The following is a 24605-nucleotide window of genomic DNA, read 5'->3' as shown; positions in this document are numbered from 1 at the left end:
CATCAGAGGCTCTTGGCCATGCGCGGGTCGAGCGCATCGCGAAGGCCGTCACCGAGCAGGTTCACGGCGAGAACCGTGACGGAGAGGAAGGCCGCCGGAAAGAACACGATGTAGGGCTTGACCTGCCACAGCGCGCGGCCCTCGGCCATGATGTTGCCCCAGGACGGAATGGTCGGCGGCGTGCCGGCGCCGATGAAGGACAGGATCGCCTCCGTGATCATGGCGCTGGCGCAGATATAGGTCGCCTGCACCAGCATCGGCGCCACCGTGTTGGGCAGGATATGGCGCAGAATGATCATCGGCGTGCGCGTGCCGCAAGCCACCGCCGCATCGACATAGGGTTGCTCGCGCAGCGACAGCACCACGCTGCGGACGAGGCGCGAGACGCGCGGAATTTCGGCAACGGTGATGGCGAGGATGACGTTGCCGACGCTGCCGCGCGTCAGCGCCATCAGCGCGATCGCCAGCAGGATCGGCGGGATCGACATCAAGCCGTCCATGAAGCGCATCAAAATGCCGTCGGCCCAGCGGATGAAGCCGGAGACCATGCCGATGGCGAGACCCGCCGCGGATGCGAAGATCGCCACCGACAGACCGACCGTGAGCGAGACCCGCGCGCCAAACAGCACACGCGAATAGATGTCGCGGCCGAGCACGTCGGTGCCGAACCAGAAAGCAGCCGACGGCGCGCGGGTGCGTTTTGCGGGCGCAAGCGCAGTCGGATCCACCGTCCCGAGATAGGGCGCGAAGATCGCGATCAGAACCAGCGCCAGCAGCAGCGCGCCACCGATCGCAACGGTGGGATGGCCGCGCAAAAGCCCGATGAAGCCGCGCCGGATCGTGACCGGCCGCAAGATCTCGGGCAGTTGCGGCGCCAGGACGAGGCCGGCCGGGAGCGATTGCGGATTGACGGTCGTATCGGTCAATAGCGGATCCTCGGGTCAACGAGCGTGTAGATGACGTCGATCATCAGATTGACGAGGACGTAGACGAAGCTGAACAGCAGCACGATGCCCTGGATCACGGGATAGTCGCGGCGCAGGATCGCATCGATCGTGAGCCGGCCGAGGCCGGGGATCGCGAACACGCTTTCGGTGACCACCGCGCCGCCGATCAGGAGCGCGATGCCGATGCCGATCACGGTCACGATCGGAACCGCCGCGTTCTTCAGCGCGTGAATGAACAGGATGCCGCCCTGCCCGAGGCCCTTGGCCTTGGCCGTGCGGATATAGTCCTGCTGCAGCACTTCGAGCATGGCGGCGCGGGTGATGCGCGCGACCAGCGCGATATAGACGCAACCTAGCGCGATTGACGGCAGGATCAGGTTCTCCAGCCACGGCCAGAAGCCTTGCGTGAGCGGCGTATAGCCCTGCACCGGGAGCCATTCCAATTCGAGCGCGAAGATGTAGGCGAGCATGTAGCCGACCACGAAGACGGGCAGCGAGAAGCCGAACACGGCAAAGCCCATGATGATTCGGTCGATCAGGCTGCCGGCTTTCCACGCCGCCACCACGCCGAGCGGCACCGCGACCACGATCGTCAGCAGCAACGTGACGATCATCAGCGACAGCGTCGGCCCAAGCCGCTGTCCGATCATCGCCGACACCGGCAGGTTGGTGAAGATCGAGGTGCCGAGATCGCCGTGCAGGATGCGCCAGACCCAGCTGCCGAACTGGATCAGGAAGGGCCGATCAAGGCCGAGGCTCTGGCGGATGCGCTCCACATCCTCCGGGCTTGCCTGGTCACCCGCGATCACCACGGCGGGATCACCCGGCGCGATGTAGAGCAGGCTGAACACGAACAGCGCGACGATCGCCATCACCGGCAAGGTCGCGACGATGCGACGGAGGATGTAAGAGAGCATCTGGCCTCAGCGCAGCATCATGCAGATTTCGACACGCCCCAGAAGAACGGCAGCGGCCCCTTGGTGATGCCCGAAACGTTCTTGCGCCAGGCCGTGTAGGTCAGGAAGAAGCCGGTCGGCGCGTAGACGACGTCGTCGATCGCCGCCTTGTTGACCCGCCCGATCGCTGCCTTCTCTTCCTCGACACTCTTGGCGTCGAACCAGGATGTGATTTCCTTCTCGGTGTTCGGGCTGTTGGGCCAGCCGAACCAGGCCTTGTCGCCGTTGGCGCGGATGGCCGTGTAGGCGGCGGGCGTGATGCAATCGGCGCCGGCATGCCAGCTGTGGAACATGTTCCAGCCGCCCTGGCCCGGCGGTGTCTTTGCGGCGCGACGGGAGCCGACCGTGCCCCAATCGGTGGCGACGAAGTCGACATTCATGCCGAGCTTCTTCAGGAGGTCCGCGGTGACGTCGCCTTGCGCCTTCGTGATCGGCTGATCCTGCGCGACGAGGCACGTCACCGGCTGACCGGAATAGCCGCTCTCGGCCAGCAGCTTCTTGGCCGCGTCGAAGTCGCGCTTGCCCTTCAGGATCTCGCCGCCCATCTCGTTGTAAACAGGTGTGTCCGGCGTGAAGAAGCCGGGCAACGACTTCCACAATGCGTCGTCGTCGCCGACGATGGCGCGCATATAGTCTTCCTGGCTGAGCGCCATCAGCACCGCGCGCCGCGCCCGCACATCGTTGAACGGCGCGAACAGATGGTTCATGCGGAACGAGCCGATATTGCCGAGGGGATCGCCGATATCGACGCTGATGTTCTTGTTCTTCTTCAGCACGGGCACGAGATCGGCGATCGGGTTCTCCCACCAGTCGACCTCGCCGTTCTGCAATGCGGCGGCGGCAGTGGCCGGATCCGGCATCACGATCCATTCGACACGATCGACCATGATCTGCTTGCCGCCCGCCAGCCACGACGCCTTCTCCTGCCGCGGCACGTAATCGGTGAACTTCTCGAACACCGACTTGGCGCCGGGGACCCATTCGCTCTTGGCGAACTTCATCGGACCCGAGCCGACATATTCGGTGATCTGCTTGAACGGATCGGTCTTGGCGATACGCTCGGGCATGATGAAGGAGCACGGCGCGTTGTTCTTGGCCAGCGCATAGAGCATTTTCGGGAAGGGCTGCTTCAAGACCCATTTGAAGGTGCGGTCGTCAACAGCGGTCAATTCCTGCTGGATCGCAATGATCATCAGGCCCATCGGATCGCGTGCAGCCCAGCGCGACAGGCTGGCAACGACGTCCTTGGCCAGCACCGGCTCGCCGTCATGGAACTTGAGGCCCGGGCGCAGTTTGAACGTCCAGATCTTGCCGTCGTCGGAGGTCTCCTCGGACTCGACCATTTGCCGCTGCGGCTGCAGCTGCGCGTCGATGCCGTAAAGCGTGTCCCAGACCAGCGCGGCGGCATTGCGCACGACATATTGCGTGCCCCAGATCGGATCGAAATTGGCAAGATTGGCCTGCGGCACGAAGCGCAGGGTGCGGGCTGATGCGCCTTGCGCGATGGCCGGGGCCGAGACGCCGGTCAATGCCAGACCGCCCGCGCCCGCCAGTCCCTTCAATACGGTCCTGCGATCCATGAAGTCCTCCCAGTAATGCCGTGATGCCGGCCATCGTTGGCCAAGGGCAGGTGAAACCAGAGCCCATTGGCCTGCAAATGGTATGCCACTAACCGGACCTTCGCTAGCAGGATCTCACCGCCATTTGGACCGGCCAAGCCTCAAAGACCCGCCGCACGTTGCGACCGTGGCTGGTTCGCCTGGGGTCAGGCTGTCAGGGAGAGCCGCAAGCGCCGCCAGCCGATGACGACACCGGTCATGGAGAACGCGAACCCTAGCGCACAGAGTCCGACGATCAGGGCATCACGCAGACGCGGACGCGCCATGAGGATCGGGAAATCGAGTGTGTGCAGCGCGCTGTACACCCAGCGATAGGCACGACGCGAAGGGTCCAGCCGTTGCAGCACGTTGCCATCGGCGCCGTCGATGTCGAACCAGAGCTCGCCGCAGCGCGAGCGGTAGACCGGCGCACCCTGGATGGCGGATCGCGCGGGATAGTCATCATTGCTGGCCAGAATGGCCGGACCGACGTAATCTGCGGCAAGACGGGTCGTCAAGCCCCGAACCTCGCGCGCGCTCAGAAATCCGGCCTGTCCCGCATCGGAGGCCTCTTCTGTTCTAGCCAGCGCCTGCGAATCCAGCGCGATCCGGTCGCGTCGATAGACATTGCCGTCGAAGGCGAACCATTCAATCTCCCGGGCCGACGACGATATCGGCTGCTGGTCGAGCGACGAGGCAGCCGCCCAATCCGGCGCGGCGTTCATCGCGTCTGCTTCCGCCGAGGTCAGTTGCCCGCGCGAGAACAGGCGGCCGTGATCCATGGAGAGCCAGCCGCTGAATATCCAGGTCAGCACGAACACTGTCGCCGCAAGGCCGAGGATGTGATGCAATGCGTGCCACCCGCGGTAAGGTGAGGACATCCGGCGTCCGCGCACCTTGATCTGCAGGATCCCGAGCAGAGCGCCGAGCATCGCTGCAATCAAGGCCAGCAGTGACAGTGTCCAGACCACGCGATCCCACAGCGCCCAATTGCTTCTCAGGACCGTCGGATAGATCCAGTGCAACACGCTGCCGACGAGATTCCAGCCCCGCTCGCTTCGCGTCGTATCCAGCACGATCTCACCGGTGAGCGACGAGACATAGACCTCCGTCCCGGCAGGATCGGCGAGAGCAACGCGAAACAAGGGCCGGTGGCGATCAAAGCCGTTCGGCACGCTCCACTGATCGTAATCCGCCTGCGCGAGGAGCGTTGTGCGCGCCGCGTCGAGCCCGCGGCTGCGGGCGTGATCCTGCGCGATGACGCGCGCGATGTCGGAAGACGTTACTCGTGCGTCCTGTCCGTCGGAGGCCCGGACCGCGCGCAGACGCGATGGCCCCGACACGACGTAGACCGGCCCGTCACTCCGCTGGATCAGCCGAACGCGCGTGGCGTCCGCGACCCCACTGGCAGCGACCGCGTCCGCAACCGTGATCCTCTCCGCTGGGCGATCCACCGGCGCAAGGCCGGCAAAACGCTCCGCTTCCGTCAGCGACGGGAACGGAACGAAGTGCATCGCGATGCCGGTCGCGAACCACATCGCGAACAGCAGGCAGAACGCGATCCCGAGCCAGCGGTGCAGCAGGATGATCGCGCTCATCATGCGTTCAGCACCCTACCATTTGAACGCAGCCGAGAGCTCATAGGTGCGCGGCGCGCCCAGGAGGATCTGGTCGGGATAGAACGGATCACCCCAGATCGCGTAGCGCTTGTCGGTGATGTTGCGGACGCGGAAGGTCAGGCGGGCCTGGTCGACCGCGCCGAACACCGTCTTGGGGATGTCGACGAAGGCATAGACGTCGGCAACGGTATAGGCCTTCATCGTCACCGTGTTGGCGTCGGTGTTGTAGCGGTCGCCGACATGGCGGCCGGTGATGCCGAGCTCGACCGGCCACGGCGTGAAGAAGCGCCAGGACGCGCCGGCATTGGCGACGATGCGCGGCACGTTCGGCGGCGTATTGCCGGAGAACGAGCCGCCGCCGAAATTGTAATCGGCATAGCGCGCATCGACATAGGCGATGTTGCCCCACAGCCGCAGCGGATCGATCGGACGCACCGCAGCCGCAAGTTCCACGCCCTTCGACTCCTGCCGCCCGGCGATGTTGAGCTGCATGCCGCCGGCCGCGGCGTAGACGTTCTTGCGCAGGATGTCGTAGGCCGAGAACGACCACTCCGCCCTGTTGTCCCAGAACAGGTGCTTGACGCCGGTCTCGTAGGTGCGCGCGGTGGTCAAGTCGAGCGGCTGGGTCGGGCCCAGCAGGAAGATGTTGTTGGCGGCGATGTCGGCGCCGGTGGCGTACTGGCTGAAGAAGGTCAGGCCGGGCACGGCCTCCCAAGTGTAACCGATGCGGCCCGTCACCGGCGCCCAATCCTTTGTGAACGGGAAGCCCGCCTTCTCCAGCCCGTTTTTGTCGGTCGAGTTGCGGTCGAGCCCGATATGCTCGACGCGCAGGCCGCCGACCAGTGCGAAGCTGCGCGTCAGCTTCAGCCGGTCCTCGAACGACAGTGCCTCGTTGTCGATGCGCGCGGTCTGCTGCTGCGTCGTGAGCAAGCCGTAAAAGCCGCGGTTGGGATCGACGAGCGAAACGGAATCGCCAGGGAAGTTTGCCGCGCCGGGCCTGACGAAATCGAGATAGCTCGACGACAGAGTCGTGACCAGCCGGTTGTCGAAGCCTGCGATATCAGTATCCCAGATCAGGTCGGTGATGTTGCCGACCAGGCGCTGGCTGTGCGCGACATAGAAGCGCTCGCGATCGACCAGGTTCGTGGTGGAATTGAACGCCTCGATCTCGTTGTTGAACCAGGTCCGTTCTGCACCGTAGCCATAGGCCTGGCTCTTCAGCGTCAGGTCAGGCGCGAGCTTCAGCTCGAAGCCGCCGCGCAGCCAGACCTCCTGCGCCACGTTGCGATTGTCGAGGACGTTGTAATTGGTGTTGAAGGTACGGTCATCAATGGTGACAGCACCGAGATTGGTTCCGTTGTAGTTCGAGACGTAATTGCCGGAGACAATCCCGGTCGTCGCGTGCGAGCCGCTGTAGGCGATTGGCACCAGCGGCGCGCCCCAATAGGCTTTCGAGCGGTCCTCGCGATACTCGATCGCGCCCCAGATCTTGAGGCTGTCGGAGATGCGGTAGTTGAGCTGGCCGGAGACGTCCAGCGTCTTGGTGTTGGTGTCGTCGGCAAAGCCGTTGAGCGAGGAACGGCTGATGTCGAAGCGATAGTCGAGCCCCTGGACGTTGGTGTTGCCGCCGGAGCCATAATGGGCGCGGAACGAGTTCAGCGAGTCCCAGGAAAAGTCCGCCTCGTTCCGGATCGGTCCGGTGTGCGGCTGCTTGGTGACGAGGTTGATCGCGCCACCGGCGGCACCCTCGCCTGACATCAGCGAGGCCGGACCCTTGACGAATTCCACGGCCTCCAGATTGGCCGTGTCGGTGATCCGCGAGGTCATGTTCTGCGGACCGATCTTGATGCCGTTGTAGAGCGTGTTGATCTGGCTGTTGGTGAAGCCGCGCATCGAGAAGGCCGAGGGCTCGGCCGGATTATCGCCGGAGGTGACACCGACCGCGCCCTGGGCTACGTCCGAGACGGTTCGATAGCCCTGCTCGCGGATGGTTTCGGCCGAGATCACCTCGACGGTTGCGGGAATTTCGCGCACGGTCAGCCCGAGGCGCGAGGCGCTTTCGGCGATCACATTAGTGTTGAGCGGCGTCTGCGCCGTCGCAGCCGGCACGATCGGCTTCGGCGCTGCGGATGCGGTCGCCGGCCTGCGCGCGGCGGCGCGGCGTGCATTCTGCGCGTCCCGACCCGCCGGCCTGGCCTGCTTGCGGGATTGGGCGGGCGACACCTCGACGGGCGGCAGGGGTTCGCGGGCCTGCTGCGCAAGGGCCGCGGGCAGATCAAGAGCGGCAAAGGATGTGAGTGCGGCGGAGGCGAGCAGGAATTTTCGCGGTCGTGCAATACGGATGGAAGACACGGTTTTCGGACCTCGGTATGACGTCAGTGGCACGTCACAGCGAACGAGGTCTCACCTTTTGGCCTTGCAGCCGTCCGATGAAGCCGAATGTCTGTACTCCCCGACCGACATCTTCGCGTGTGACCACGGCTGACGGCAGGTCTCCTGGCTCGCGGGTCAGTACCCTGCATCGCCTTCCCGGGACCGAGATACCCAGTGGCTCATGACGCAAGATTCGCCGCTTACAGTTGCGGGGGCAGCCACGGCATTGGGGACAACCTCCCCGCACCGCATTCCCTTTTCATCCCCTCTCGGGGAAACCGTCGCGAGCATCTAGGATTACCATCAAGACAGAGTCAATGTGCCAGTTGCGGCGTTATGGCCACAACGACCAACTTCCTTGGAGATGAGCATGGAAGGCGAGACCTTCCTCTGGCTGATCCGGCATGCGCCGGTCGACGGCATCAAAGGGATCATCCACGCCGCCGACGCGCCGGCCGATCTCGGCGATCGCGCGCAACTGGAGGCGCTGCGGCGGCGTCTGCCTGGGAATGCCGCCAGCTATGCCAGCCCGTCGCGGCGCACGGTCGAGACGGCGCGCGCCCTGGGGCTCGAACCCGAGTTGATCGATGAATTCCGCGAGCAGGATTTCGGCGACTGGACCGGCCATCGGCACGACGAGCTCGCCGCAACGGGCGGCGATGTTTATGCGCAGTTCTGGAATGATCCGGCTGGCGGACGGCCGCCGGGCGGCGAGAGCTTTGCGGATCAGGTCGCGCGCGTCCGGCTGGGTCTGTCGCGGATCGGGGCCGGATCGGCCACGCTCGTCGTGCATTCCGGCACCATCCGCGCCGCGCTCTGCATCGCGCTGGATCTCACGCCACAAGCAGCCTTGCGCTTCGTGATCGATCCGCTGTCCCTGACCCGGATCGATCGCCTCGCGAGCGGCTGGCGCGTCGTTTCGGTCAATCAGCGGATCAGCTAGGACGATCCGGCACGTTGGCCTGCGCGAATGTTGCCATGCCGTTGTGAAGCGCGCAGGCGAGGCGCACCAGCGGCAGCGCGATGGCGGCACCCGATCCCTCGCCGAGCCTGAGATCGAGGCTGATCAGCGGCTGCACGTTCAATGCGCGCAGCACCAGACGATGCCCCTGCTCCGCCGATTGATGCGAGGCTAGCAAGAACGGCTGGCACGACGGGTTCAGCCGTGCTGCGGCGAGCGCTGCCACCGACACGATGAAGCCGTCGATCAGCACGGGGATGCGGCGCTGCGCGGCCGCAATGATCGCGCCTGCGATCGCCGCGATCTCGAGGCCGCCGACGGCGCAGAGGATTTTTTCAGGCGACGCACCCGCAACGCCATGACGCGCAATCGCGGCATCGATCACGCGCGCCTTGTGCGCCCGGCCGGCCGCATCAACCCCGGTGCCGTTGCCCGCGATCTCCTCGGCGCTGACGCCGAGCAAGCTCGCGGCAATCGCCGCCGATGTCGTGGTGTTGCCGATCCCCATCTCGCCGAAGATCAACAGATCGGGCTGGTTGGTCGCCGCACGCGCAATCGCGTGCTGGCCGGCCTCGAAGGCAAACGCCAGCTCCGCAGGCTGGAGCGCGGCCTCCACGCTGAAATCGCGGGTGCCGCGGCGCGGCTTGTCGGTGAGGATGCCGGCCATCTCCTCCTGCGCCAGCGTACCGGCGTCGACGACTTCCAAGCTCGAGCCAAGCTCGCGCGCCAGCACAGAGATCGCGGCGCCGCCGGAGGCGAAATTCGCCATCATCGCGATGGTCACTTCTTGCGGATAGGCCGAGACGCCCTGCGCGACGATGCCGTGGTCGCCGGCGAAGATGATGATCGGCACGCGCGCGGCACGGGGCTGCTCCGTCGCCTGCAAACCTGCAAGCTCGATCGCAAGCTGCTCGAGCCGGCCGAGCGCACCGGTCGGCTTCGTCAGCTGCGCCTGCCGCGCGATTGCCGCCTCGCGATGGATCGCGGAGATCTCGGGGCACTGTTGATAGACCCATTCGGGAAGCATGCTGCCTCGCTTAGCGCGTGCGCTTGAGAATGTAGCTGTCCATGATCCAGCCGTGCCGCGCGCGCGCGTCCTGCCGCGCCGCGACGATGCGCGGGCCGATCTCGGCCAACGCGCCGGACATGATGATCTGATCGGGCATGCCGAGATAGGCGCCCCAATAGATATGTAGCCCGGCCGGATCGAGCGACTGGAACGCCGTGCCGCCGTCGAGCATCACAACGACAGTGTCGACACCTTGCGGCCAGCCGCCTTCGCGCAAGCGCCGCCCCGTCGTGACCAGAAATGGCTCGCCGATGTCGTTGAGCGGCAGTGCATGTGCCGCGCACAGCGTCTGGATCGAGGTGATGCCGGGCACGACCTCGATGTCAGGCAGGGGATTGAGCCGACGCGCAATGCGCAGCGAGGAATCGTAGAGCGAGGGATCGCCCCAGATCAGCAGCGCGACCTTGCCCTCGCCTGAAAGATGTTTCGCGATCGTCTGCGACCAGGTCGCCGCGACCGCGTCGTGCCAATCGTCCACGCCCTTGCGGTAATCCGCTTCACCGGCATCGCGCACAGGAAGATCGAACTCGGCGATATCAGTCTTGTCGCTGGTGAGCACGTCCGCGCAGATCGTCCGCCTGAGATCGGCAAGATCGGACTTCGCCGTCCCCTTGCGCGGGATCAGGACGAGATCGGCCGCGTTGATCGCCTGAATCGCGGCGCGCGTGAGCTGGTCGGGATCGCCGCAGCCGATGCCTATCAGGGAGAGCGTGAGCATCGCGAGCGCGAAGGGCGGCGTACCGCCCTTCGCTGATCTCTCAAGCCGCGTTGTGCAGGCGCGGGGTGACGAGGCCGGGCGCGGTGACGCCACGCAGCGACTTCGCCAGCGCCAGCACGGCGAGATCGGCGAGCGGCTCGATCACGATGACCAGCGCGTAAGAAGCCGCGAACGTCGCGATGCTGGCGAGGTTGGTCATGGCAAAACCGGAGCCATAGAGCGCCCAGAACGCCACCCAGGCGATCACGCCGGCCTGATAGGTCGTCGAGAGCGCCAGCGCCTGACGATACTTCAAATCAACATAGGCGGTGTTGCGCGGGATGATCCGCGTGGCGATTGCCTGGATCGCGAACAGCGGCACCAGCAGCGTGGTGACGTTCATGCCATATTGCGGCAGGTCCGGCGGCTCAAAGAAGATGCCCTGGAACAGCAGCCCGAATGCGAGACCGAAGGCGGCAGGCGCCGCACCGAACAGCAGAAAGAGCGTCGAGCCCAGGATGAAGTGTACCTCCGACACCCCGACAGGGAAGTGCGGAAGGATCTCGAAGAAGATGAAGACGAGCGCGGTCGTGGCCAGCGTCCGCACGGCGAACGAGAGGATGCCCTGCTCACGCATGGTCTCGGCCGCGAGCTTCAAGGCAACGCCGCCTGCGGCGATGCCGGTTGCGTAACTCAATACGAGCTTGGCGTCCGACACCAATCCGGGTTCGATATGCATGGCTCAGTTCCTTCCTGCCGTCACACCCGACGGCCTTGGCCTCAAAACGTGCAGGGCCGGTCTCCTGGCTCGCGGTTCGCTGGGATCTCCGGCCTTCCCGAACCTTGCGGCCCAGTGGCGGATCGAAGTCCCTCACCGCTTACAGTCGCGGGGGCGGCTGGGGTTTCGGGCGCCGCAACTTGGTCCGCCCATCCCCATTCCCGATTATGCTCCGGCGCTTTGCGCCGCGTCGAGCACCATGCCTCTCCTGTGTGCCCCTTTCGGCGAGCCTGCGTCAAGGGGAGAAGGGCGGCCGGGGCCGTCACGACGGATAATCCCCCGCCAGCGCGCCGAACAGGATCACCGCAGCCGTCGAGGCGGCGCCGCCGCGGGCAAGCTGCTCGGCAAGCTCGGCGATGGTGGTGCGGACCAGCCGCTCGTCGGGGCGGCCGAGGGACTCGGCAAACAGCGCCGGCGTATCAGCGGCGAGACCGTGCGCGATCAATTTTACGGCAAGCGCCGGAAAGGTACGCCGGCCCATATAGACCACGGTCGTCGCTTCGGGGTCGGCCAGTGCAGCCCAGTTCAGATTCGGCGGCAGCTCGCCGGTGACATCGGCCCCGGTCACGAACTGCACCCGGCGCGAGGTATGGCGCCGGGTCAGGGGAATGCCGGCTTGCGCGGCGGCCACACAGGCCGAGGTGACGCCGGGGATGATCTCATAGCCGATGCCGGCTTCGCGCAACGTCTCCAGCTCCTCCTCGAGCCGGCCAAAAATACCCGCATCGCCCGACTTCAGCCGCACGACGCGCGACCCCGTTGCGGCATAGTCGACCAGGAGACGGTTGACATGGTGCTGCTTGGTCGAGGGTCGCCCGGCCCGCTTCCCGACCGCGACGAGATTGGCGCCGGGCCGGGCGAGATCGAGGATCGCGCCGGACGCAAGATCGTCATAGAGCACGACGTCGGCCTCGCGCAGCCGCGCGGCGCCCTTGAGCGTGAGCAGTTCGGGATCGCCGGGGCCGGCGGAGATGAAGGAGACAAAACCGCTCACCGGTCCTCCGCGATCAGATGGAAGAACGTGCCGGTGGCACGTCCGCGCTGCGAGCCGGTCTCGGCGATCACGGCGCCGGTTGCATCGTGCACGACCGCCAGCGGCTTATCAGGCTGCGCGACGATCGTCGAATAGTGGAATTCGTGGCCGCGCAGGCGTGCGCCGGCCTGATGGCCCGGTATCGGCGCGGCGAGTTCGGCGAGGCGGTAGCCCAGATGCATGCGGCGCTTGGCAAAGCTCGTCTCAAGCCCAAGAAGGCCTGTCATCTCATGGCGGATACCGTCCGCGTCGGTCAAAGCGGTTCCCAGCACCATATAGCCCCCGCATTCGCCGTGCACCGGCCGCATTTCGGCGAAGGCGCGCAAGCCGCTGCGAAAGCGCGCATTGGCTGCGATCTTGCCGGCATGAAGCTCGGGATAGCCGCCCGGCAGCCAGCACACGTCGGCGCTCGCGTCAGGCGCTTCATCGGCCAGCGGCGAGAACGGCAATATGTCGGCGCCCGCCGCGCGCCAGGCTTCCAGCATGTGCGGATAGACGAAGGAGAACGCGGCATCACGGGCTAGGGCGATGCGCTGGCCGGGCGGCGTCACGTTGAAACCACTCGCCGCCGGCTGCGGCGACCAGTTGGCAGCGAAGCGCAGCACCGCGTCGAGATCGACATGCTCGGCGACGAAGCGCGCGGCCTCGTCGATCAGCTTCCCGATTTCCGCCTGCTCTTCGGCCTGCACCAGGCCAAGATGCCGCTTCGGCAGGCTGATCTCGGCATGACGCGGCAGCGCGCCGAACACCGCAATGCCGGCGTCATTGAGCGCGCGCCGCACGAGGTCTTCATGGCGCGGACTGGCGACGCGGTTGAGCACGACGCCCGCAAGTCTGACGCCGGCACGATAGTCGCGAAGACCCGCGGCGATCGCCGCCGCCGTTTGCGCCTGGCCGGATGGGTCGATCACCAGCACCACCGGCCAGCCCAGCATCTCCGCGATGTCGGCGGTGGCACCGGTGCCGGAGACACCGCGCGCGGCGACGCCGTCGAACAGGCCCATCGAGCCCTCGGCGAGCACGACATCGGCATCCGCACCGCGGCGGACGAGATGCGCGATTGTCTCGCGATCCATCGCCCAGCTATCGACGTTGACGGAGGCCCGTCCCGTGGCCGCAGCGTGAAAGGCAGGATCGATATAGTCGGGCCCGCTCTTGAGGCACTGCACGTTCAATCCGCGATGGCGAAAGGCGCGCGCGAGCGCCAGCGTCAGCGTGGTCTTGCCGACGCCGGAGGCCGGTGCGGAGATGACGAGGCCGGCTGCCATCAGGTCGCCTCCGGAAAGCGCGGCTCGGCCCCAACCGGCCGATAGCGACGGTCGTAGTCGGCAGCATAGAGGCGACTCTCGTCGAAATCCGCAGCGCCAAGCGTTTTGCCGACCAGGATCAGCGCGGTGCGCTCCATTTCCGTGCCGACAGCGGCATCGAGTGTGCCGAGCGTGGCACGGACAATGCGCTGGTCCGGCCAGCTCGCGCGCCAGACGATCGCGACCGGGCAGTCCGCGCCATAATGCGGCGTGAGCTCAGCGACGACGGTGTCGAGCAGATGGATCGACAGATGAATCGCGAGCACCGCGCCGGTCGCGGCGAATGCGGCCAGCTTCTCGCCTTCAGGCATCGCGCTGGCGCGGCCGCCCGGCGTGCGCGTCAGCACGACTGTCTGGGCAAGGCCAGGCAGCGTGAGCTCGGTTTCCAACGCGGCCGCGGCGGCGGAGAAGGACGGCACGCCCGGCGTGACCGAACAGGGAATGCCAAGCGCCCGCAGGCGGCGGAGCTGCTCGCCCATCGCCGACCAGATCGAGAGATCGCCGGAATGCAGGCGAGCCACGTCCTTGCCCGCCGCATGAGCGGCGGCGATCTCCGCGACGATCTCCTCGAGCGACAGGGATGCGGTGTTGACGATGCGCGCGCCGGGCGGGCAATGCGCCAGCACGCCTTCCGGCACCAGTGAGCCGGCATAGAGACAGACCGGACAGGCCGCGATCAGGTCGCGGCCGCGCAGGGTCAGCAAGTCAGGCGCGCCCGGTCCTGCGCCGATGAAATGCACCGTCATGCGCCGTCTCCTTCGGCGATCGCCGCGGTCGCGGTGCGATCCTGCGAGACCACGCGTGTCGCAATCAGCCGCGCGCGAGGCCCGGCGGCAGCAAGCGCGGCGGCTTCGGCGATCGAACCCGTCCCGAATTTTTCGGCGACAAGCTTCGACTGCGTCGGCGTGTCGATGCCCGCCAACACGTCGGCCGGAAACGCTTTGATGGGGACGCTGCATTCGCGTGCGAGCTGCTTCAACGCCTCCGCGTTGGCCTTGTCGCCGACGGTCGCAAGCGCAGCAAGGCCTTCGGCACCGCCGGCTGCCAGCAGCGCTTCGCGCAACGAGGCCAGCGTGACGTCCCTCTTGAATCCGAGCCCCGCGACCTTCATCGGACCGCACTCCATTGCACCACGGGACGTGCCGCCTCCCAGGAGCGATAGCGGCCGAGCGGCGCGGCATGGGCGAGCTCGACCCGCATCAGCTCGCCACCGTGGCGCTGATGCAGCTCGCCGAGCAGCACTTCCGTCTCCAGCGTGACTGAATGTGCAACGAACCGCGTTCCAGGCGCGAGGCGCGACCAGATGGCATCGAACATCACGCTATCGAGACCGCCGCCAATGAAGACGGCATCTGGCGCTTCTAACCCGGCAAGAGCTTCCGGGGCCCTCCCCGTGACGACAGTGATCCGGTGCGCCAGTCCGAACGCCGCCGCATTGCTGCGGATGTTTGCAACGCGATCCTCGCGCACCTCGATGGCGATCGCCGTCCCGCCACACAGCGCCCACTCGACCGAGATCGAGCCCGAGCCGGCGCCGATATCCCACAGCCGTTCGCCGGGACGCGGCGCCAGCGCCGAGAGCGCGAGCGCGCGCACCGGCCGCTTGGTGATCTGGCCGTCGTGGACGAACAGATCGTCCGGTAGCCCTGAGCTGCGGGGGATGCCCTGCGTTCCCCTCGCCCACAAAGCCACCGCGACCAGATTTTCGGTGACCTCCTCGGCAAAGAGGTCGACGCGATGCTGGTCTGTGTATTCCCGTGGCCCGCCAAGCGCCTCGAGCGTCCACATCGGTGACGGGCCCCATCCGCGCGCGGTCAGCCATTTCGCGAGAGCGCCGACCGCCGCTGCGTCGCGCATCAGGCAGATAATGTGCGCATCTCGCACGAGATGCGGCACCAGACGCTCGAACGGCACGGCATGGAGGCCGATGCACGTCGTGGCCTCCAGACGCCAACCCAAGCGCGCGGCTGCGAGGGAGAAGGTCGAGGGCGACGGATGCGCGATCCACTCGTCGCTACCGAGCTTTTCAGCAAGGCTCGCGCCTGCGCCGTGCCAGAACGGATCGCCGGAGGCGAGCACGGCCGTCGGCCGGTCGCGGCAACTCAGCACGATATCCGCGTCGAACGGCACCGGCCACGCACGGCCGCGGCTGCTCACGCCGGCCAGCGCGAGGTGTCGTTCACCGCCGAAGACGGTTTCGGCATCATTGAGCGCCTTTCGGCTTGCCTCGGATAGCCCGGCAAGGCCATCTTCGCCGATACCGATGATGGTCAGCCAGGGATCAACCATGACACGCGCGCTCATTCTGGGCGGAACGGCCGATGCGAGCCTGCTCGCGGAGGCGGTCGCGCGCGCAGGCATTGTTGCCGTCTATTCCTATGGCGGCCGCACCCGCGCGCCCGCGGAACAGCCGCTGCCCACCCGCATCGGCGGGTTCGGCGGTGTGAGCGGGCTGGCCGACACCATTCGTCGTGAAGGCATCACGCATGTGATCGACGCGACGCATCCGTTCGCAGCGGAGATGAGCCGCAATGCGGTCGCGGCCTGCGCGGAGACGGGCACACCGTTGATTGCACTGGAGCGCGCGCCCTGGACCAAGGTGCCCGGCGACAACTGGATCGACGCCGCCGACGTCACCGCCGCGGCTGCCGTGCTGCCCGAGGCGCAGGCAAACGTGTTCCTCGCCATCGGCCGCCAGCACATCGCGCCGTTCGCGATGAAGCCGCAGCACACCTACACGCTGCGCTTCGTCGATCCGCCCGAAGCGCCCCTGCCCTTTGCGGCGGACGTGATCGTATCGCGCGGGCCGTTCACCCTCGACGGAGAGCTGGAGATGATGCGTACGCGCGGCATCGCGTGGATCGTCGCCCGCAATTCCGGCGGCGACGGTGCGCGCGCCAAGATCGACGCGGCCCGCATGCTCGGCCTGCCCGTGATCATGATCTTGCGGCCGGAGCTGCCCCGGCGCAGGCGGGTTGAGAGCCTCACTGATGTGATGCAGTGGCTCGGTCATTCGACCCGCCTCGGCGCATAGACCCAGCGGCCGACGCGACGCGTCTGCGAATTGCCGACGATCACCAGCGTGCGCATGTCGGCCATCTCTGGTGTCGCTTCCTTCAGCGTGACCGTCTTGATCTTCTCGTCGGCCGCGCTGACAGCGCGCGCGAAGATCACCAGGCGCTCGCCGCAACCTGCGTCCTTCAGCACCGCGAGCGCGCGGCCAAATCCTTCGGGCCGGCTGGCCGAGCGCGGATTGTACATCGCAATCGAGAAATCGGCTTCTGCGGCAAGCCTCAAGCGCGTCTCGATCACCGACCAGGGCTTGAGATTGTCCGAGAGATTGATCGCGCAGAAATCATGGCCGAGCGGCGCACCGGCGCGGGCGGCCGCCGCCAGCATCGCGGTGATGCCGGGCAGCACGCGGATCGGCAGCTCCCGCCATTGCGGTGCCTGTTCGAGTGCCTCGAATACGGCGGAGGCCATCGCGAACACCCCGGGATCGCCGGAGGACACGACGACGACCTGCCCGCCTTCGGACGCAAGCCGCAAAGCCTCGCTGGCGCGCTGCAGCTCCTCGCGATTGTCGGAGGGATGCAGCTTCAGTCCCGGCCGCGCCGGCACGCGCGCGACATAGGGGGCATAACCCAGAACGTCGGTCGCGGACGCCAGCGCGGCTGTCACCTCGGGCGTCACCAGCGCATCGCTGCCCGGCCCGAGGCCCGCGATGGTCAAGGTGCCCGTCATTCGGCGGCGTCCAGATGCCGGCCCTTGCCGTGCACCAGCACGATCGCGAAATAGGGACAGTCCGCGCCATCGATCTCGGCGAGCCGCACCACGCGCTCGCCCGGCATGGTGCCGCGCTCGACCAGCCAGGCATCGTCCAGCCGTCCGGCGGAGCTGAGCGCCCGGCGCACCTTTGCGAGATTGCGGCCGGTCTTCATGACGACGAGCGCATCGGAATCGCGCATGCGCCGCTCGAGCTCGTCTTCGCCAAGCGTTCCCATCAACACCGTCGTCACGTCGTCGCCGAGCGCGATCGGCTGTCCGACGCCATTCCAGCAGCCGACCATGCCGGGAATGCCGGCGATCACGTCGATCTCGACCCGGCCTTGCAGGCGCGTGTGCAGATGCATGAACGAGCCGTAGAAGTAGGGATCGCCCTCGCAGAGCACGACGACATCGACCGCCCGCGCAAGCCGCGCCAGGCGCTCGGCCCATTCGTCGTAGAAGCCCGCGAGCAGCTGCACATATTCGGCGCTGTCGAAGGCGATCTCGGTCGTAACCGGATATTCCATCGGATATTCGGCGACATCCGTCGCCAACATCCCTTCGACGATACGCCGCGCCTGGCCCGGACGGCCCATCTTGCGGAAATAGGCGACATGCTTCGCGCCGCGCACGGTGCGGTCGGCGCGCACGCTCATCATATCAGGGTTGCCGGGGCCGAGACCGCAGCAGATGATGCGTCCCATCGCTATTCGCTCCGGCTCGCTAGGGCATTCACGGCGGCGACCGTGATCGCGGAGCCGCCGAGGCGGCCTTCGACCGTGAGTGCGGGGACCGGCGGATCGGCCATCAGCGCAGCCTTGGATTCGGCTGCGCCGACGAAGCCGACGGGGCAGCCGATGATCGCCGCCGGCCGCGGACAATCGCGGTCTTCCAGCATGTTGAGCAGATGAAACAGCGCGGTCGGCGCATTGCCGATCGCAACGATCGCACCGTCGAGATGCGGCCGCCACAGCTCGAGCGCAGCAGCCGAGCGCGTGTTGCGCATTGATTGCGCCAGTGCGGGAACCGCGGTATCGCCGAGCGTGCAGATCACCGCGTTCGCCGCGGGAAGCCTTGCGCGCGTAATCCCTTCCGAGACCATGCGCGCGTCGCACAGGACCGGCGCGCCCTTCTGCAAGGCCGCGCGCGCGACGGTCGCCATATCAGGCGTGAAGCGGATATGCGCCTCCAGGCCAACCATGCCGGCGGCATGGATCATCCGCACCACGACCTGCTCTTCATCAGGCGAAAAGCGCGCAAGGTCCGCCTCGGCGCGGATGGTCGCGAAGGACTGACGATAGATCGCCGCGCCGTCGGTTTCATAAGTGTGCGGCATCAGTGCCCTCCCACCAGGATGGAGGGATCGCTGACGATATCGGCGCCGTTGAGCCCACGCAGGACCGGCTCATCACGCGTCGAGCCGCCGCGCACGAGATCGAAGCCGGCGCGTGTCGCGACCAGCGTGACTGCGGCCGTGCCGGAATGCGCGCAACCCTTGCCACAACCGGAAACGTGGAGACGCGCATCGGCGGCGATGCGCGGCGCCAGCGCCGCGGCCAGTGCGCGCGTGTCGGCATGGGCTTCGCGGCAGCGCGGCGCGCCGCTGCAGGCGATGACGCGCAGCGCGGGGTCGAAGGGCTCGGTAATGAGGCCCGCCGCGTTCGGCATCTCGCGCTTGCCCTCGCTCAGCACCATCCGCCATGGCGTCATGCGCAGTGCATGTCCGCAACCGGCAAGTTGATGCAGTGTCGTGTTCAGCATCTGCCCGAACGCGACGCCGACCATCGCGCCTTGCGGATAGTGCCCGGGACGCGACGCCGCCATCACGGGCGCAGGCTCGGTCTCCCCGCGCAACGATTGAGGCAATGCCGCGCCGGAGGCGATGTGGGCCGCCATGCGCCCTCGCCCAGCCCTCGCGCCGCCGGAGACCAGGAACCAGCTTGCGAGCGCGAGCGCCGTGCTGACGGCCTCGCCGCGTGCGACCGAGCGGCCGAGCCTTGCACCATCGGCCCGCACCAGGAGACGGCCCGACCGATCGCGCTCGATACGTATGTCGGCGGAATCGCCGGCGAGCACCCGCGATCTTCCATCATCGATGGCAAAGCCGAACTTGGTGGGAAGCGCGAGGGCGCTATCGGCGAGCGCCTCCTCCAGCTCGGCGGCGAGCGACTGTGTTTGGTCGCCGCCGCTCCAGAACGGCATCACCAGAATATTGCGCCGGGCTTCGATATCGGCGTCGGGATCGAGCAGTGCCAGTTGCGAGAGGCCGTCGAGCAGAGGCCGATGGCTTTGCTCGCTGACGCCCCGGATCTGCAGATTGGCACGGCTCGTCATATCGATGAGACCATTGCCGTGTTGCCCGGCGAGCTCAGCAAGCCCGGTGATTTGTGCTGGTTCAAGGCGCCCACCGAACGGACGCACGCGGACCACGAGCCCGTCGCCCGATTGCATCGGCCGCAGCGCGCCGGGACACCAGCCCTTGACCGCAGACGCGCTCATGATGCCTCCCGCAAGGCAGCCGCGATCGAATTGCGACGCGTTTGCCAGAGCGCCGCATCATGCAGGCGCGCAAAACAGCTTTCCATCGCGGCGAGCGCGGAAGGATTTTCGCCGGCCATGAAGGCGCGAACGTCATCATTGCCGAGCGTCGCATCGTAATAGAGATCGAACAGATGCGGTGGCACGGCGCCGGCGAGATGCGCGAACGCGGCCATGTGCTCCAGCGTCGCGGTGATCTCGGCAGCCCCGCGAAAACCATGACGCATCATGCCGGCGATCCAGGCCGGATTGGCGGCGCGCGCGCGAACGACGCGCGAGATTTCCTCGGTCAGCGTGCGCGCGTGCGGCTGCTCGGGACGCGTCGTATCGAGGTGGTAGAGCGCCGGCCTCCTCGCGCCGAGATGCACTGCGGCGGCCGCAACGCCGGCTTCATGCGCGGCATAGTCGGCGGCGAGCAGCAGATCGGTTTCCGGCAGATCCTGGAGGTGAACGAAGGCATCCGCGGATGCGAGCCGCTGCTCGATGCCGGCACGATCTGGCTTGATCTCTCCATCGGCGGAGAACGCCCAGGACGAGGCCGTCAGCCAGGCTTCGCCGGCCGCATCGCGCGTCTCTGGCGTGAAGGCATCCGGAATCGCCGAGAGGCCGACGCCGCATTGTCCGGGACGCGGCGCGAACACGCGGGATGTGCGATGACGATATGGATTTTCGTCGCCCTCCTCCTCGCGCGCTGCGAGCGCCTCGGCGGCCGCCTCGAACAATTGCGCGAGACCCGCGAAGACGTCGCGGAACAGGCCCGAGACGCGCAGCGTGACGTCGATGCGGGGCCGGCCGAGCTCGGCCGGCGCGATGATGTCGTAGCCGGTGACGCGGCCGGAGGCGTGATCCCAGCGCGGCGCGAGGCCGGCCAGATGCAGCGCCATGGCGAATTCCTCGCCCGCGGTGCGCATCGTCGCCGAGCCCCAGAGATCTACGACGAGGCCTTTCGGCCAGTCGCCGTGATCCTGCAAATGACGGCGCAGCAGCTCTTCCGCGAGCCTGATGCCTTGCGCATGCGCCGACGGCGTCGGCACCGCGCGCGGATCGACGGCAAAGAGATTGCGACCGGTCGGCAGCACGTCCTGACGCCCGCGATAGGGCGAGCCCGATGGCCCCGGCGCGACGCGCTGGCCGGCAAGCGCGGCACGCAGCGCGTCGCGCTCCGCATCGCCGCAGGCGCCGCGGCCGAAAACGTGCAGGCCGTCGCCGAACTGGCTTTCCTTGAGATCGCAGACGAAGCGGTCGATCCGCGGGATCGCTTCGGCCGGCGCGGCCGAAGCATCGAGGCCGAGATCGTCTTCGAGGCCCGCCGTACGGGCCTCGTCACGGATCGCAGCGATCAGCCGCTGTCGACGCGCGGGATCGAGACCGTCGGCGGTCGAGTATTCGTCGAGGAGACGTTCGAGCCGGCGCAGGCCATCCGGCACCGCGGAGTTTTCCAGCGGTGGCGGCAAATGACCAATCGTCACGGCGCCAATGCGCCGCTTGGCCTGCGCGGCCTCGCCGGGATCGTTGACGATGAAGGGATAGATGATTGGGAGATCGCCGATCAGGGCTTCTGGCCAGCAGCGCGATGACAGCGCCACGGATTTTCCGGGAAGCCATTCCAGCGTGCCATGCGCGCCCATGTGCACGACGGCATCAACTCCCTGCCCTCCGAGCCAGAGATAGAACGCGACATAGGCATGGCGCGGCGTGCGGGCGAGATCGTGATAATCGGCATCGCGCATGGCCGCATCGCCACGCTCGGGCTGGACCGCAATAACGGACCGACCGCATTGGATCGCGGCGAAATGGAACGCGCCATCGCGACAGCTCGGATCATCCTCCGGCACGCCCCAGGCTTGCGCGAGATCATCCTGCAAGACTTGCGGCAGGCGCGAAAGCGCCGCGCGATAATCGGCAACGCGCCAAGTCAAACTCTGCTTCAGCAGCGCTTCACCGAGCGCATGGACCGGCGCGACATCGAAGCCGGCCTCCGCGAGATCGGACAATAGTGCCTCGACCGAAGCCAGCGCATCGAGACCGACAGCGTGCGCGATCTGGTGCGGGCGTCCCGGATAGTTCGAGAGCACGATCGCCAGGCGCTTCTCGCCGGCAGGCTTCTGCGCAAGACGCCGCCAGGCCGCGACGCGTGCGGCGACCGCCGTCACACGCTCCTCATCCGGCCGATGTGCCAGATGCGAGAATTGCAGATCGGGATCGCGCTTCCCAGCCGACTTGAAGCTCACCACGCCCGTGAACAGCCGACCGTCGACCTCGGGCAGCACGACATGCATCGCAAGATCGCCGGGCGAGAGGCCTCGCAGCGACTCCGCCCAATCCTCGCGCCGCGCCGTCGAGAGCGCGACCTGGAACACCGGACACGATGCAACATCGAACGCCGTCGTGCCGTCGTCGCTGAGGGCCGAGAACGCCGTCGCGTTGACGATCGCCGCCGGAGGATTTTGCGCGAGATACGCGCGCAGCCAGTCGGCGACGCCCGGAGCCTTTAACGAGGTGACGAACACGCCGTACGCGTCAAATCCCTTCTCGCGCAGCGCGGCGATCAGGGCATCGACCGGGCCGGTGTCCGCGGCGGTGAGATAGGAGCGATAGAACGCCACCAGCGCGCGCGGCTTTCCTTCGCCGCTCACCGGCGCAGGAATGACGCCGCGCGCGGGGTCGTAAAATCCCATCTCGGGCACGGTCATCTCGCCGACGACCGGCCCGGCGTAGAGACCTGAGGCCAACGCGAGCTGCGCAATCGTAGCGTGCGCGGCGACCGGGCCGCCGGTGTCGCAGAGCACCTTGAGCCGGCGCAGCGTCGAGACCGGCAGAGTCGAATACGCGTCGAGCCGCGTGTCGTCACGACCATCGGCCGGCAGCACGGCAAGAACGATACCGCGATCCTTCGCCAATTGATGCAAGGCAGCCAGCCCATACGCCCAATAGGACTCCCCGCCGATCAGGCGCACGAGGATGCCACGCGCCTGCGACAGCGTGCGCTCGATATAGGTGTCGACCGAGAGGGGGTGACGGAGCTCCGCGAGATTGGCAAGCCGCAGCGTCGGCAGGCTGCCCTGGCCGCGCCGCCAGCCGGCGGCGAACGCGGCGAGATCGGAATCCGAATACGAGAGCACCACGAGATCGGCCGGGTCCTGGCCGATGTCTCTTGGCGTCGCGGTCTCCTCCAAACCACGGCTCTCGCGGAAGACGACGTGCATCAGATACCAAGTCCCGCTTTGATGGCGGCCTCGTCGATATCGCCGTGCTCGCCGATCACGACGAGCTTTGACTGCCTGACACCTGCGCCCCAGGGCTTGTCGAACTGGTGGCGCACGCGCTCGCCGACTGCCTGCAACAGCAGGCGCATCGGCTTGCCCGCGACCGCGATATAGCCCTTGGCGCGCAGCACGTTCTGCTCGCGCGCCAGGCGCTGGACCGAGGCGACCAGCGCATCGATGTCAGCCACTTCAGGCAGATCGATCACGACGGAGGCGAAATCATCGTGCTCATGCTCCTCCTCGCCGTCATGATGCGAGGGGCGCGCGGCGAGATCGTTCTCGGCGGCGGCGCCGAGACCGAGGATGAGGCGTGCATCGATCGCGCCGTCGGTGACAGGGAGCATCGGCACGCGCCGCGGCATCTCGGCCGTGATCGCGGCCTTGGCGGCTTCAATGCCGGCGGCGCCCGCGAGATCGGCCTTGGTCAGCAGCACGATGTCGGCGCAGGCGATCTGGTCCTCGAACACTTCCGACAGCGGTGTCTCGTGATCCAAATTTTCGTCCGCCGCGCGTTGCGCTTCCACCGCAGCCGGATCCGGCGCGAAGCGGCCGGCCGCGACGGCCTCGGCATCCGCGAGCGCGATCACACCGTCGACCGTGATGCGCGAGCGGATCTCCGGCCAGTCGAACGCTTTCAGCAGCGGTTTCGGCAGCGCCAGGCCCGAGGTCTCGATCAGGATGTGATCCGGTCGCACCGGACGCGCCAGCAGTTTTTCCATGGTTGGAATGAAATCGTCGGCGACGGTGCAGCAGATGCAGCCATTGGCGAGTTCGACGATGTTCTCCTCCGGGCAGTTGGCATCGGCGCAGGACTTCAGGATTTCGCCGTCGACGCCCTCGCTGCCGAACTCGTTGACGAGCACCGCGAGCTTCTTGCCGTTTGCATTGGTGAGCAGATGCTGGATCAGCGTGGTCTTGCCGGAGCCGAGAAAACCTGTGACCACCGTCACCGGAATTTTTGCGAGCGAGTTCATTCGGCGGCCTCCGGCACGACGGCAACAGGGGGAATGCGGGCAAGCGATTGCTTGCGGAAGATTTCGGGACGGCTGCGCCAGGGCACGAGCCCGTCGGGCGCCGCCGCATAGGCCGCCGCACCCGCGACCACGTCCTGCGCATTGGCATCCGAGAGGCGGCCATAGACATAGGACCAGCGGCCGGGCGCGCTGAGCGCCACGGAACAGCCCTGGCTGCAGGCCGACAGGCATTCGACGGGAACCACATTGATGCCGTCGGGCACGCCGGCCTCGAGGATCGCGCCATGCAGGCGCTTTCCGGGCGTCGTCTCGCCCTCGCCAGGCGTCTCGCCGGCACGGCAGGTGATGCAGACGTGAAGTGTGACGGTCATCGCCTCTTCCACAATAAACAGCGGGAGGCGATGAGGCACACGGACCATTCTTCAGAAGGCCCGTTTCCCCGTCGCGGAACACCCCGTCCGCCGGTCCAAAACTCGTCCGCGCTGGCAGGTCTCCCGGCTTGCGGAGCAGGGACTTGCCCTTCGATCCCCGCCTTCCCGATTCCCGGGGGAATCAGTGGCTTCGGGCATCTCTCCGGTCACGGTCGCGGGGGCGGCTGCAGTTTGGACCCAAATCTTGCCGATTCGGACCCTATCGCATTCCCTCTTCGCCTGTCATAGGACAGGAACCAACGCCGGGCCACCATTTGCCGGTGGCCGCCTCTTGTCAAGCCGAAGGACCG

General features: G+C 66.8%; 22 protein-coding genes and 3 riboswitches. Of the genes, 2 read left to right on the top strand and 20 right to left on the bottom strand.

Annotation, left to right across the window (positions count from 1 at the left end; all coding sequences use genetic code 11):
* Positions 1 to 2: 2 nt before the first annotated feature.
* The 5 genes from IVA81_RS02600 to IVA81_RS02580 all read right to left on the bottom strand — a co-directional run bounded on the left by IVA81_RS02600 (position 3) and on the right by IVA81_RS02580 (position 7472).
* Positions 3 to 926, bottom strand: a complete 924-nt coding sequence (locus tag IVA81_RS02600; protein ID WP_247311809.1) for an ABC transporter permease — start codon at positions 924 to 926, stop codon at positions 3 to 5.
* On the bottom strand, positions 923 to 1864 hold the full coding sequence (locus IVA81_RS02595) for an ABC transporter permease (RefSeq protein WP_247311806.1): 942 nt from the start codon (positions 1862 to 1864) through the stop codon (positions 923 to 925). Before IVA81_RS02595 ends, IVA81_RS02600 begins: the two co-directional genes overlap by 4 nt.
* Positions 1865 to 1881: 17 nt before the next feature.
* Complete coding sequence (locus IVA81_RS02590; RefSeq protein ID WP_247311803.1) at positions 1882 to 3483, bottom strand: ABC transporter substrate-binding protein; 1602 nt, start codon at positions 3481 to 3483, stop codon at positions 1882 to 1884.
* A gap of 185 nt (positions 3484 to 3668) precedes the next feature.
* On the bottom strand, positions 3669 to 5102 hold the full coding sequence (locus IVA81_RS02585; RefSeq protein WP_247311800.1) for a PepSY domain-containing protein: 1434 nt from the start codon (positions 5100 to 5102) through the stop codon (positions 3669 to 3671).
* 12 nt (positions 5103 to 5114) lie between these two features.
* Entirely contained in the window at positions 5115 to 7472 is a 2358-nt protein-coding gene (locus IVA81_RS02580; RefSeq protein WP_247311796.1) for a TonB-dependent receptor, read from the bottom strand.
* A gap of 116 nt (positions 7473 to 7588) precedes the next feature.
* A riboswitch (cobalamin riboswitch) is annotated at positions 7589 to 7791 on the bottom strand.
* Positions 7792 to 7863: 72 nt separating this feature from the next.
* On the opposite strand from IVA81_RS02580, the gene IVA81_RS02575 reads away from it, so the two are divergent.
* The gene (locus IVA81_RS02575) at positions 7864 to 8436 is read left to right on the top strand and encodes a histidine phosphatase family protein (RefSeq protein ID WP_247311793.1); all 573 of its coding nucleotides are present in this window, start codon (positions 7864 to 7866) and stop codon (positions 8434 to 8436) included.
* Here IVA81_RS02575 and cobT read toward each other — a convergent pair.
* The 8 genes from cobT to cbiE form a co-directional block, all read right to left on the bottom strand.
* The gene (cobT, locus tag IVA81_RS02570; protein WP_247311790.1) at positions 8429 to 9481 is read right to left on the bottom strand and encodes a nicotinate-nucleotide--dimethylbenzimidazole phosphoribosyltransferase; all 1053 of its coding nucleotides are present in this window, start codon (positions 9479 to 9481) and stop codon (positions 8429 to 8431) included. The two genes, IVA81_RS02575 and cobT, sit on opposite strands and share 8 nt — an antisense overlap.
* A gap of 10 nt (positions 9482 to 9491) precedes the next feature.
* Complete coding sequence (gene cobF / locus IVA81_RS02565) at positions 9492 to 10241, bottom strand: precorrin-6A synthase (deacetylating) (protein ID WP_247311788.1); 750 nt, start codon at positions 10239 to 10241, stop codon at positions 9492 to 9494.
* A 40-nt stretch (positions 10242 to 10281) separates the two neighbouring features.
* Positions 10282 to 10959, bottom strand: a complete 678-nt coding sequence (locus IVA81_RS02560; RefSeq protein ID WP_247311786.1) for an energy-coupling factor ABC transporter permease — start codon at positions 10957 to 10959, stop codon at positions 10282 to 10284.
* A gap of 36 nt (positions 10960 to 10995) precedes the next feature.
* Positions 10996 to 11215, bottom strand: a riboswitch (cobalamin riboswitch).
* A gap of 45 nt (positions 11216 to 11260) precedes the next feature.
* Positions 11261 to 11992 (bottom strand): uroporphyrinogen-III C-methyltransferase, encoded by a 732-nt coding sequence (gene cobA / locus IVA81_RS02555; RefSeq protein WP_247311783.1) that lies wholly within the window; start codon positions 11990 to 11992, stop codon positions 11261 to 11263.
* Positions 11989 to 13299 (bottom strand): cobyrinate a,c-diamide synthase, encoded by a 1311-nt coding sequence (locus IVA81_RS02550; protein ID WP_247311780.1) that lies wholly within the window; start codon positions 13297 to 13299, stop codon positions 11989 to 11991. Before IVA81_RS02550 ends, cobA begins: the two co-directional genes overlap by 4 nt.
* Complete coding sequence (gene cobM / locus IVA81_RS02545) at positions 13299 to 14084, bottom strand: precorrin-4 C(11)-methyltransferase (RefSeq protein WP_247311777.1); 786 nt, start codon at positions 14082 to 14084, stop codon at positions 13299 to 13301. Before cobM ends, IVA81_RS02550 begins: the two co-directional genes overlap by 1 nt.
* On the bottom strand, positions 14081 to 14449 hold the full coding sequence (locus IVA81_RS02540) for a cobalamin biosynthesis protein (RefSeq protein WP_247311774.1): 369 nt from the start codon (positions 14447 to 14449) through the stop codon (positions 14081 to 14083). The genes cobM and IVA81_RS02540 overlap by 4 nt, the downstream gene beginning before the upstream one ends.
* On the bottom strand, positions 14446 to 15627 hold the full coding sequence (gene cbiE / locus IVA81_RS02535) for a precorrin-6y C5,15-methyltransferase (decarboxylating) subunit CbiE (protein ID WP_247311771.1): 1182 nt from the start codon (positions 15625 to 15627) through the stop codon (positions 14446 to 14448). Before cbiE ends, IVA81_RS02540 begins: the two co-directional genes overlap by 4 nt.
* Between cbiE and IVA81_RS02530 the strand changes: the two genes are divergently transcribed.
* Positions 15626 to 16372: a cobalt-precorrin-6A reductase gene (locus IVA81_RS02530; RefSeq protein WP_247311769.1), complete on the top strand. Its 747-nt coding sequence runs from the start codon at positions 15626 to 15628 to the stop codon at positions 16370 to 16372. The two genes, cbiE and IVA81_RS02530, sit on opposite strands and share 2 nt — an antisense overlap.
* Here IVA81_RS02530 and cobJ read toward each other — a convergent pair.
* The 7 genes from cobJ to IVA81_RS02495 are packed head-to-tail and all read right to left on the bottom strand — an operon-like array spanning position 16348 to position 24255.
* Positions 16348 to 17082 (bottom strand): precorrin-3B C(17)-methyltransferase, encoded by a 735-nt coding sequence (gene cobJ / locus IVA81_RS02525; protein WP_247311766.1) that lies wholly within the window; start codon positions 17080 to 17082, stop codon positions 16348 to 16350. The two genes, IVA81_RS02530 and cobJ, sit on opposite strands and share 25 nt — an antisense overlap.
* Complete coding sequence (locus tag IVA81_RS02520; protein WP_247311762.1) at positions 17079 to 17810, bottom strand: precorrin-2 C(20)-methyltransferase; 732 nt, start codon at positions 17808 to 17810, stop codon at positions 17079 to 17081. Before IVA81_RS02520 ends, cobJ begins: the two co-directional genes overlap by 4 nt.
* Before the next feature lie 2 nt (positions 17811 to 17812).
* Positions 17813 to 18442, bottom strand: a complete 630-nt coding sequence (locus tag IVA81_RS02515) for a precorrin-8X methylmutase (RefSeq protein WP_247311760.1) — start codon at positions 18440 to 18442, stop codon at positions 17813 to 17815.
* On the bottom strand, positions 18442 to 19605 hold the full coding sequence (gene cobG / locus IVA81_RS02510) for a precorrin-3B synthase (RefSeq protein ID WP_247311758.1): 1164 nt from the start codon (positions 19603 to 19605) through the stop codon (positions 18442 to 18444). Before cobG ends, IVA81_RS02515 begins: the two co-directional genes overlap by 1 nt.
* Positions 19602 to 22850 (bottom strand): cobaltochelatase subunit CobN, encoded by a 3249-nt coding sequence (gene cobN, locus IVA81_RS02505; protein WP_247311754.1) that lies wholly within the window; start codon positions 22848 to 22850, stop codon positions 19602 to 19604. The genes cobG and cobN overlap by 4 nt, the downstream gene beginning before the upstream one ends.
* A complete protein-coding gene (cobW, locus tag IVA81_RS02500) occupies positions 22850 to 23884 on the bottom strand; it encodes a cobalamin biosynthesis protein CobW (RefSeq protein ID WP_247311751.1) in 1035 nt (344 codons plus the stop codon). Before cobW ends, cobN begins: the two co-directional genes overlap by 1 nt.
* Positions 23881 to 24255, bottom strand: coding sequence for a DUF1636 domain-containing protein (locus tag IVA81_RS02495; RefSeq protein ID WP_247311748.1), 375 nt, complete (start codon positions 24253 to 24255; stop codon positions 23881 to 23883). Before IVA81_RS02495 ends, cobW begins: the two co-directional genes overlap by 4 nt.
* 95 nt (positions 24256 to 24350) lie before the next feature.
* Positions 24351 to 24571: riboswitch (cobalamin riboswitch) on the bottom strand.
* Between the last annotated feature and the right edge of the window lie 34 nt (positions 24572 to 24605).

Source organism: Bradyrhizobium sp. 141 (genome assembly GCF_023074055.1).
In the GTDB taxonomy this organism is placed as follows: Bacteria; Pseudomonadota; Alphaproteobacteria; order Rhizobiales; family Xanthobacteraceae; genus Bradyrhizobium.
Note: the sequence above shows the minus strand (reverse complement) of the source record. Positions and strands in the feature narration are given on the sequence as shown.

Excerpts from the sequence above, each read along its gene's own strand:
- IVA81_RS02590 (WP_247311803.1), bottom strand. The coding sequence starts at position 3,483 with ATGGATCGCAGGACCGTATTGAAGGGACTGGCGGGCGCGGGCGGTCTG.
- IVA81_RS02515 (WP_247311760.1), bottom strand. The coding sequence starts at position 18,442 with ATGCCGCACACTTATGAAACCGACGGCGCGGCGATCTATCGTCAGTCC.
- cobW (WP_247311751.1), bottom strand. The coding sequence starts at position 23,884 with ATGAACTCGCTCGCAAAAATTCCGGTGACGGTGGTCACAGGTTTTCTC.
- cobG (WP_247311758.1), bottom strand. The coding sequence starts at position 19,605 with ATGAGCGCGTCTGCGGTCAAGGGCTGGTGTCCCGGCGCGCTGCGGCCG.
- IVA81_RS02540 (WP_247311774.1), bottom strand. The coding sequence starts at position 14,449 with ATGAAGGTCGCGGGGCTCGGATTCAAGAGGGACGTCACGCTGGCCTCG.
- IVA81_RS02575 (WP_247311793.1), top strand. The coding sequence starts at position 7,864 with ATGGAAGGCGAGACCTTCCTCTGGCTGATCCGGCATGCGCCGGTCGAC.
- cobJ (WP_247311766.1), bottom strand. The coding sequence starts at position 17,082 with ATGACGGGCACCTTGACCATCGCGGGCCTCGGGCCGGGCAGCGATGCG.
- cbiE (WP_247311771.1), bottom strand. The coding sequence starts at position 15,627 with ATGGTTGATCCCTGGCTGACCATCATCGGTATCGGCGAAGATGGCCTT.
- IVA81_RS02550 (WP_247311780.1), bottom strand. The coding sequence starts at position 13,299 with ATGGCAGCCGGCCTCGTCATCTCCGCACCGGCCTCCGGCGTCGGCAAG.
- cobN (WP_247311754.1), bottom strand. The coding sequence starts at position 22,850 with ATGCACGTCGTCTTCCGCGAGAGCCGTGGTTTGGAGGAGACCGCGACG.
- IVA81_RS02530 (WP_247311769.1), top strand. The coding sequence starts at position 15,626 with ATGACACGCGCGCTCATTCTGGGCGGAACGGCCGATGCGAGCCTGCTC.
- cobM (WP_247311777.1), bottom strand. The coding sequence starts at position 14,084 with ATGACGGTGCATTTCATCGGCGCAGGACCGGGCGCGCCTGACTTGCTG.
- IVA81_RS02595 (WP_247311806.1), bottom strand. The coding sequence starts at position 1,864 with ATGCTCTCTTACATCCTCCGTCGCATCGTCGCGACCTTGCCGGTGATG.
- IVA81_RS02585 (WP_247311800.1), bottom strand. The coding sequence starts at position 5,102 with ATGATGAGCGCGATCATCCTGCTGCACCGCTGGCTCGGGATCGCGTTC.
- cobF (WP_247311788.1), bottom strand. The coding sequence starts at position 10,241 with ATGCTCACGCTCTCCCTGATAGGCATCGGCTGCGGCGATCCCGACCAG.
- IVA81_RS02560 (WP_247311786.1), bottom strand. The coding sequence starts at position 10,959 with ATGCATATCGAACCCGGATTGGTGTCGGACGCCAAGCTCGTATTGAGT.
- cobT (WP_247311790.1), bottom strand. The coding sequence starts at position 9,481 with ATGCTTCCCGAATGGGTCTATCAACAGTGCCCCGAGATCTCCGCGATC.
- IVA81_RS02495 (WP_247311748.1), bottom strand. The coding sequence starts at position 24,255 with ATGACCGTCACACTTCACGTCTGCATCACCTGCCGTGCCGGCGAGACG.
- IVA81_RS02520 (WP_247311762.1), bottom strand. The coding sequence starts at position 17,810 with ATGGGACGCATCATCTGCTGCGGTCTCGGCCCCGGCAACCCTGATATG.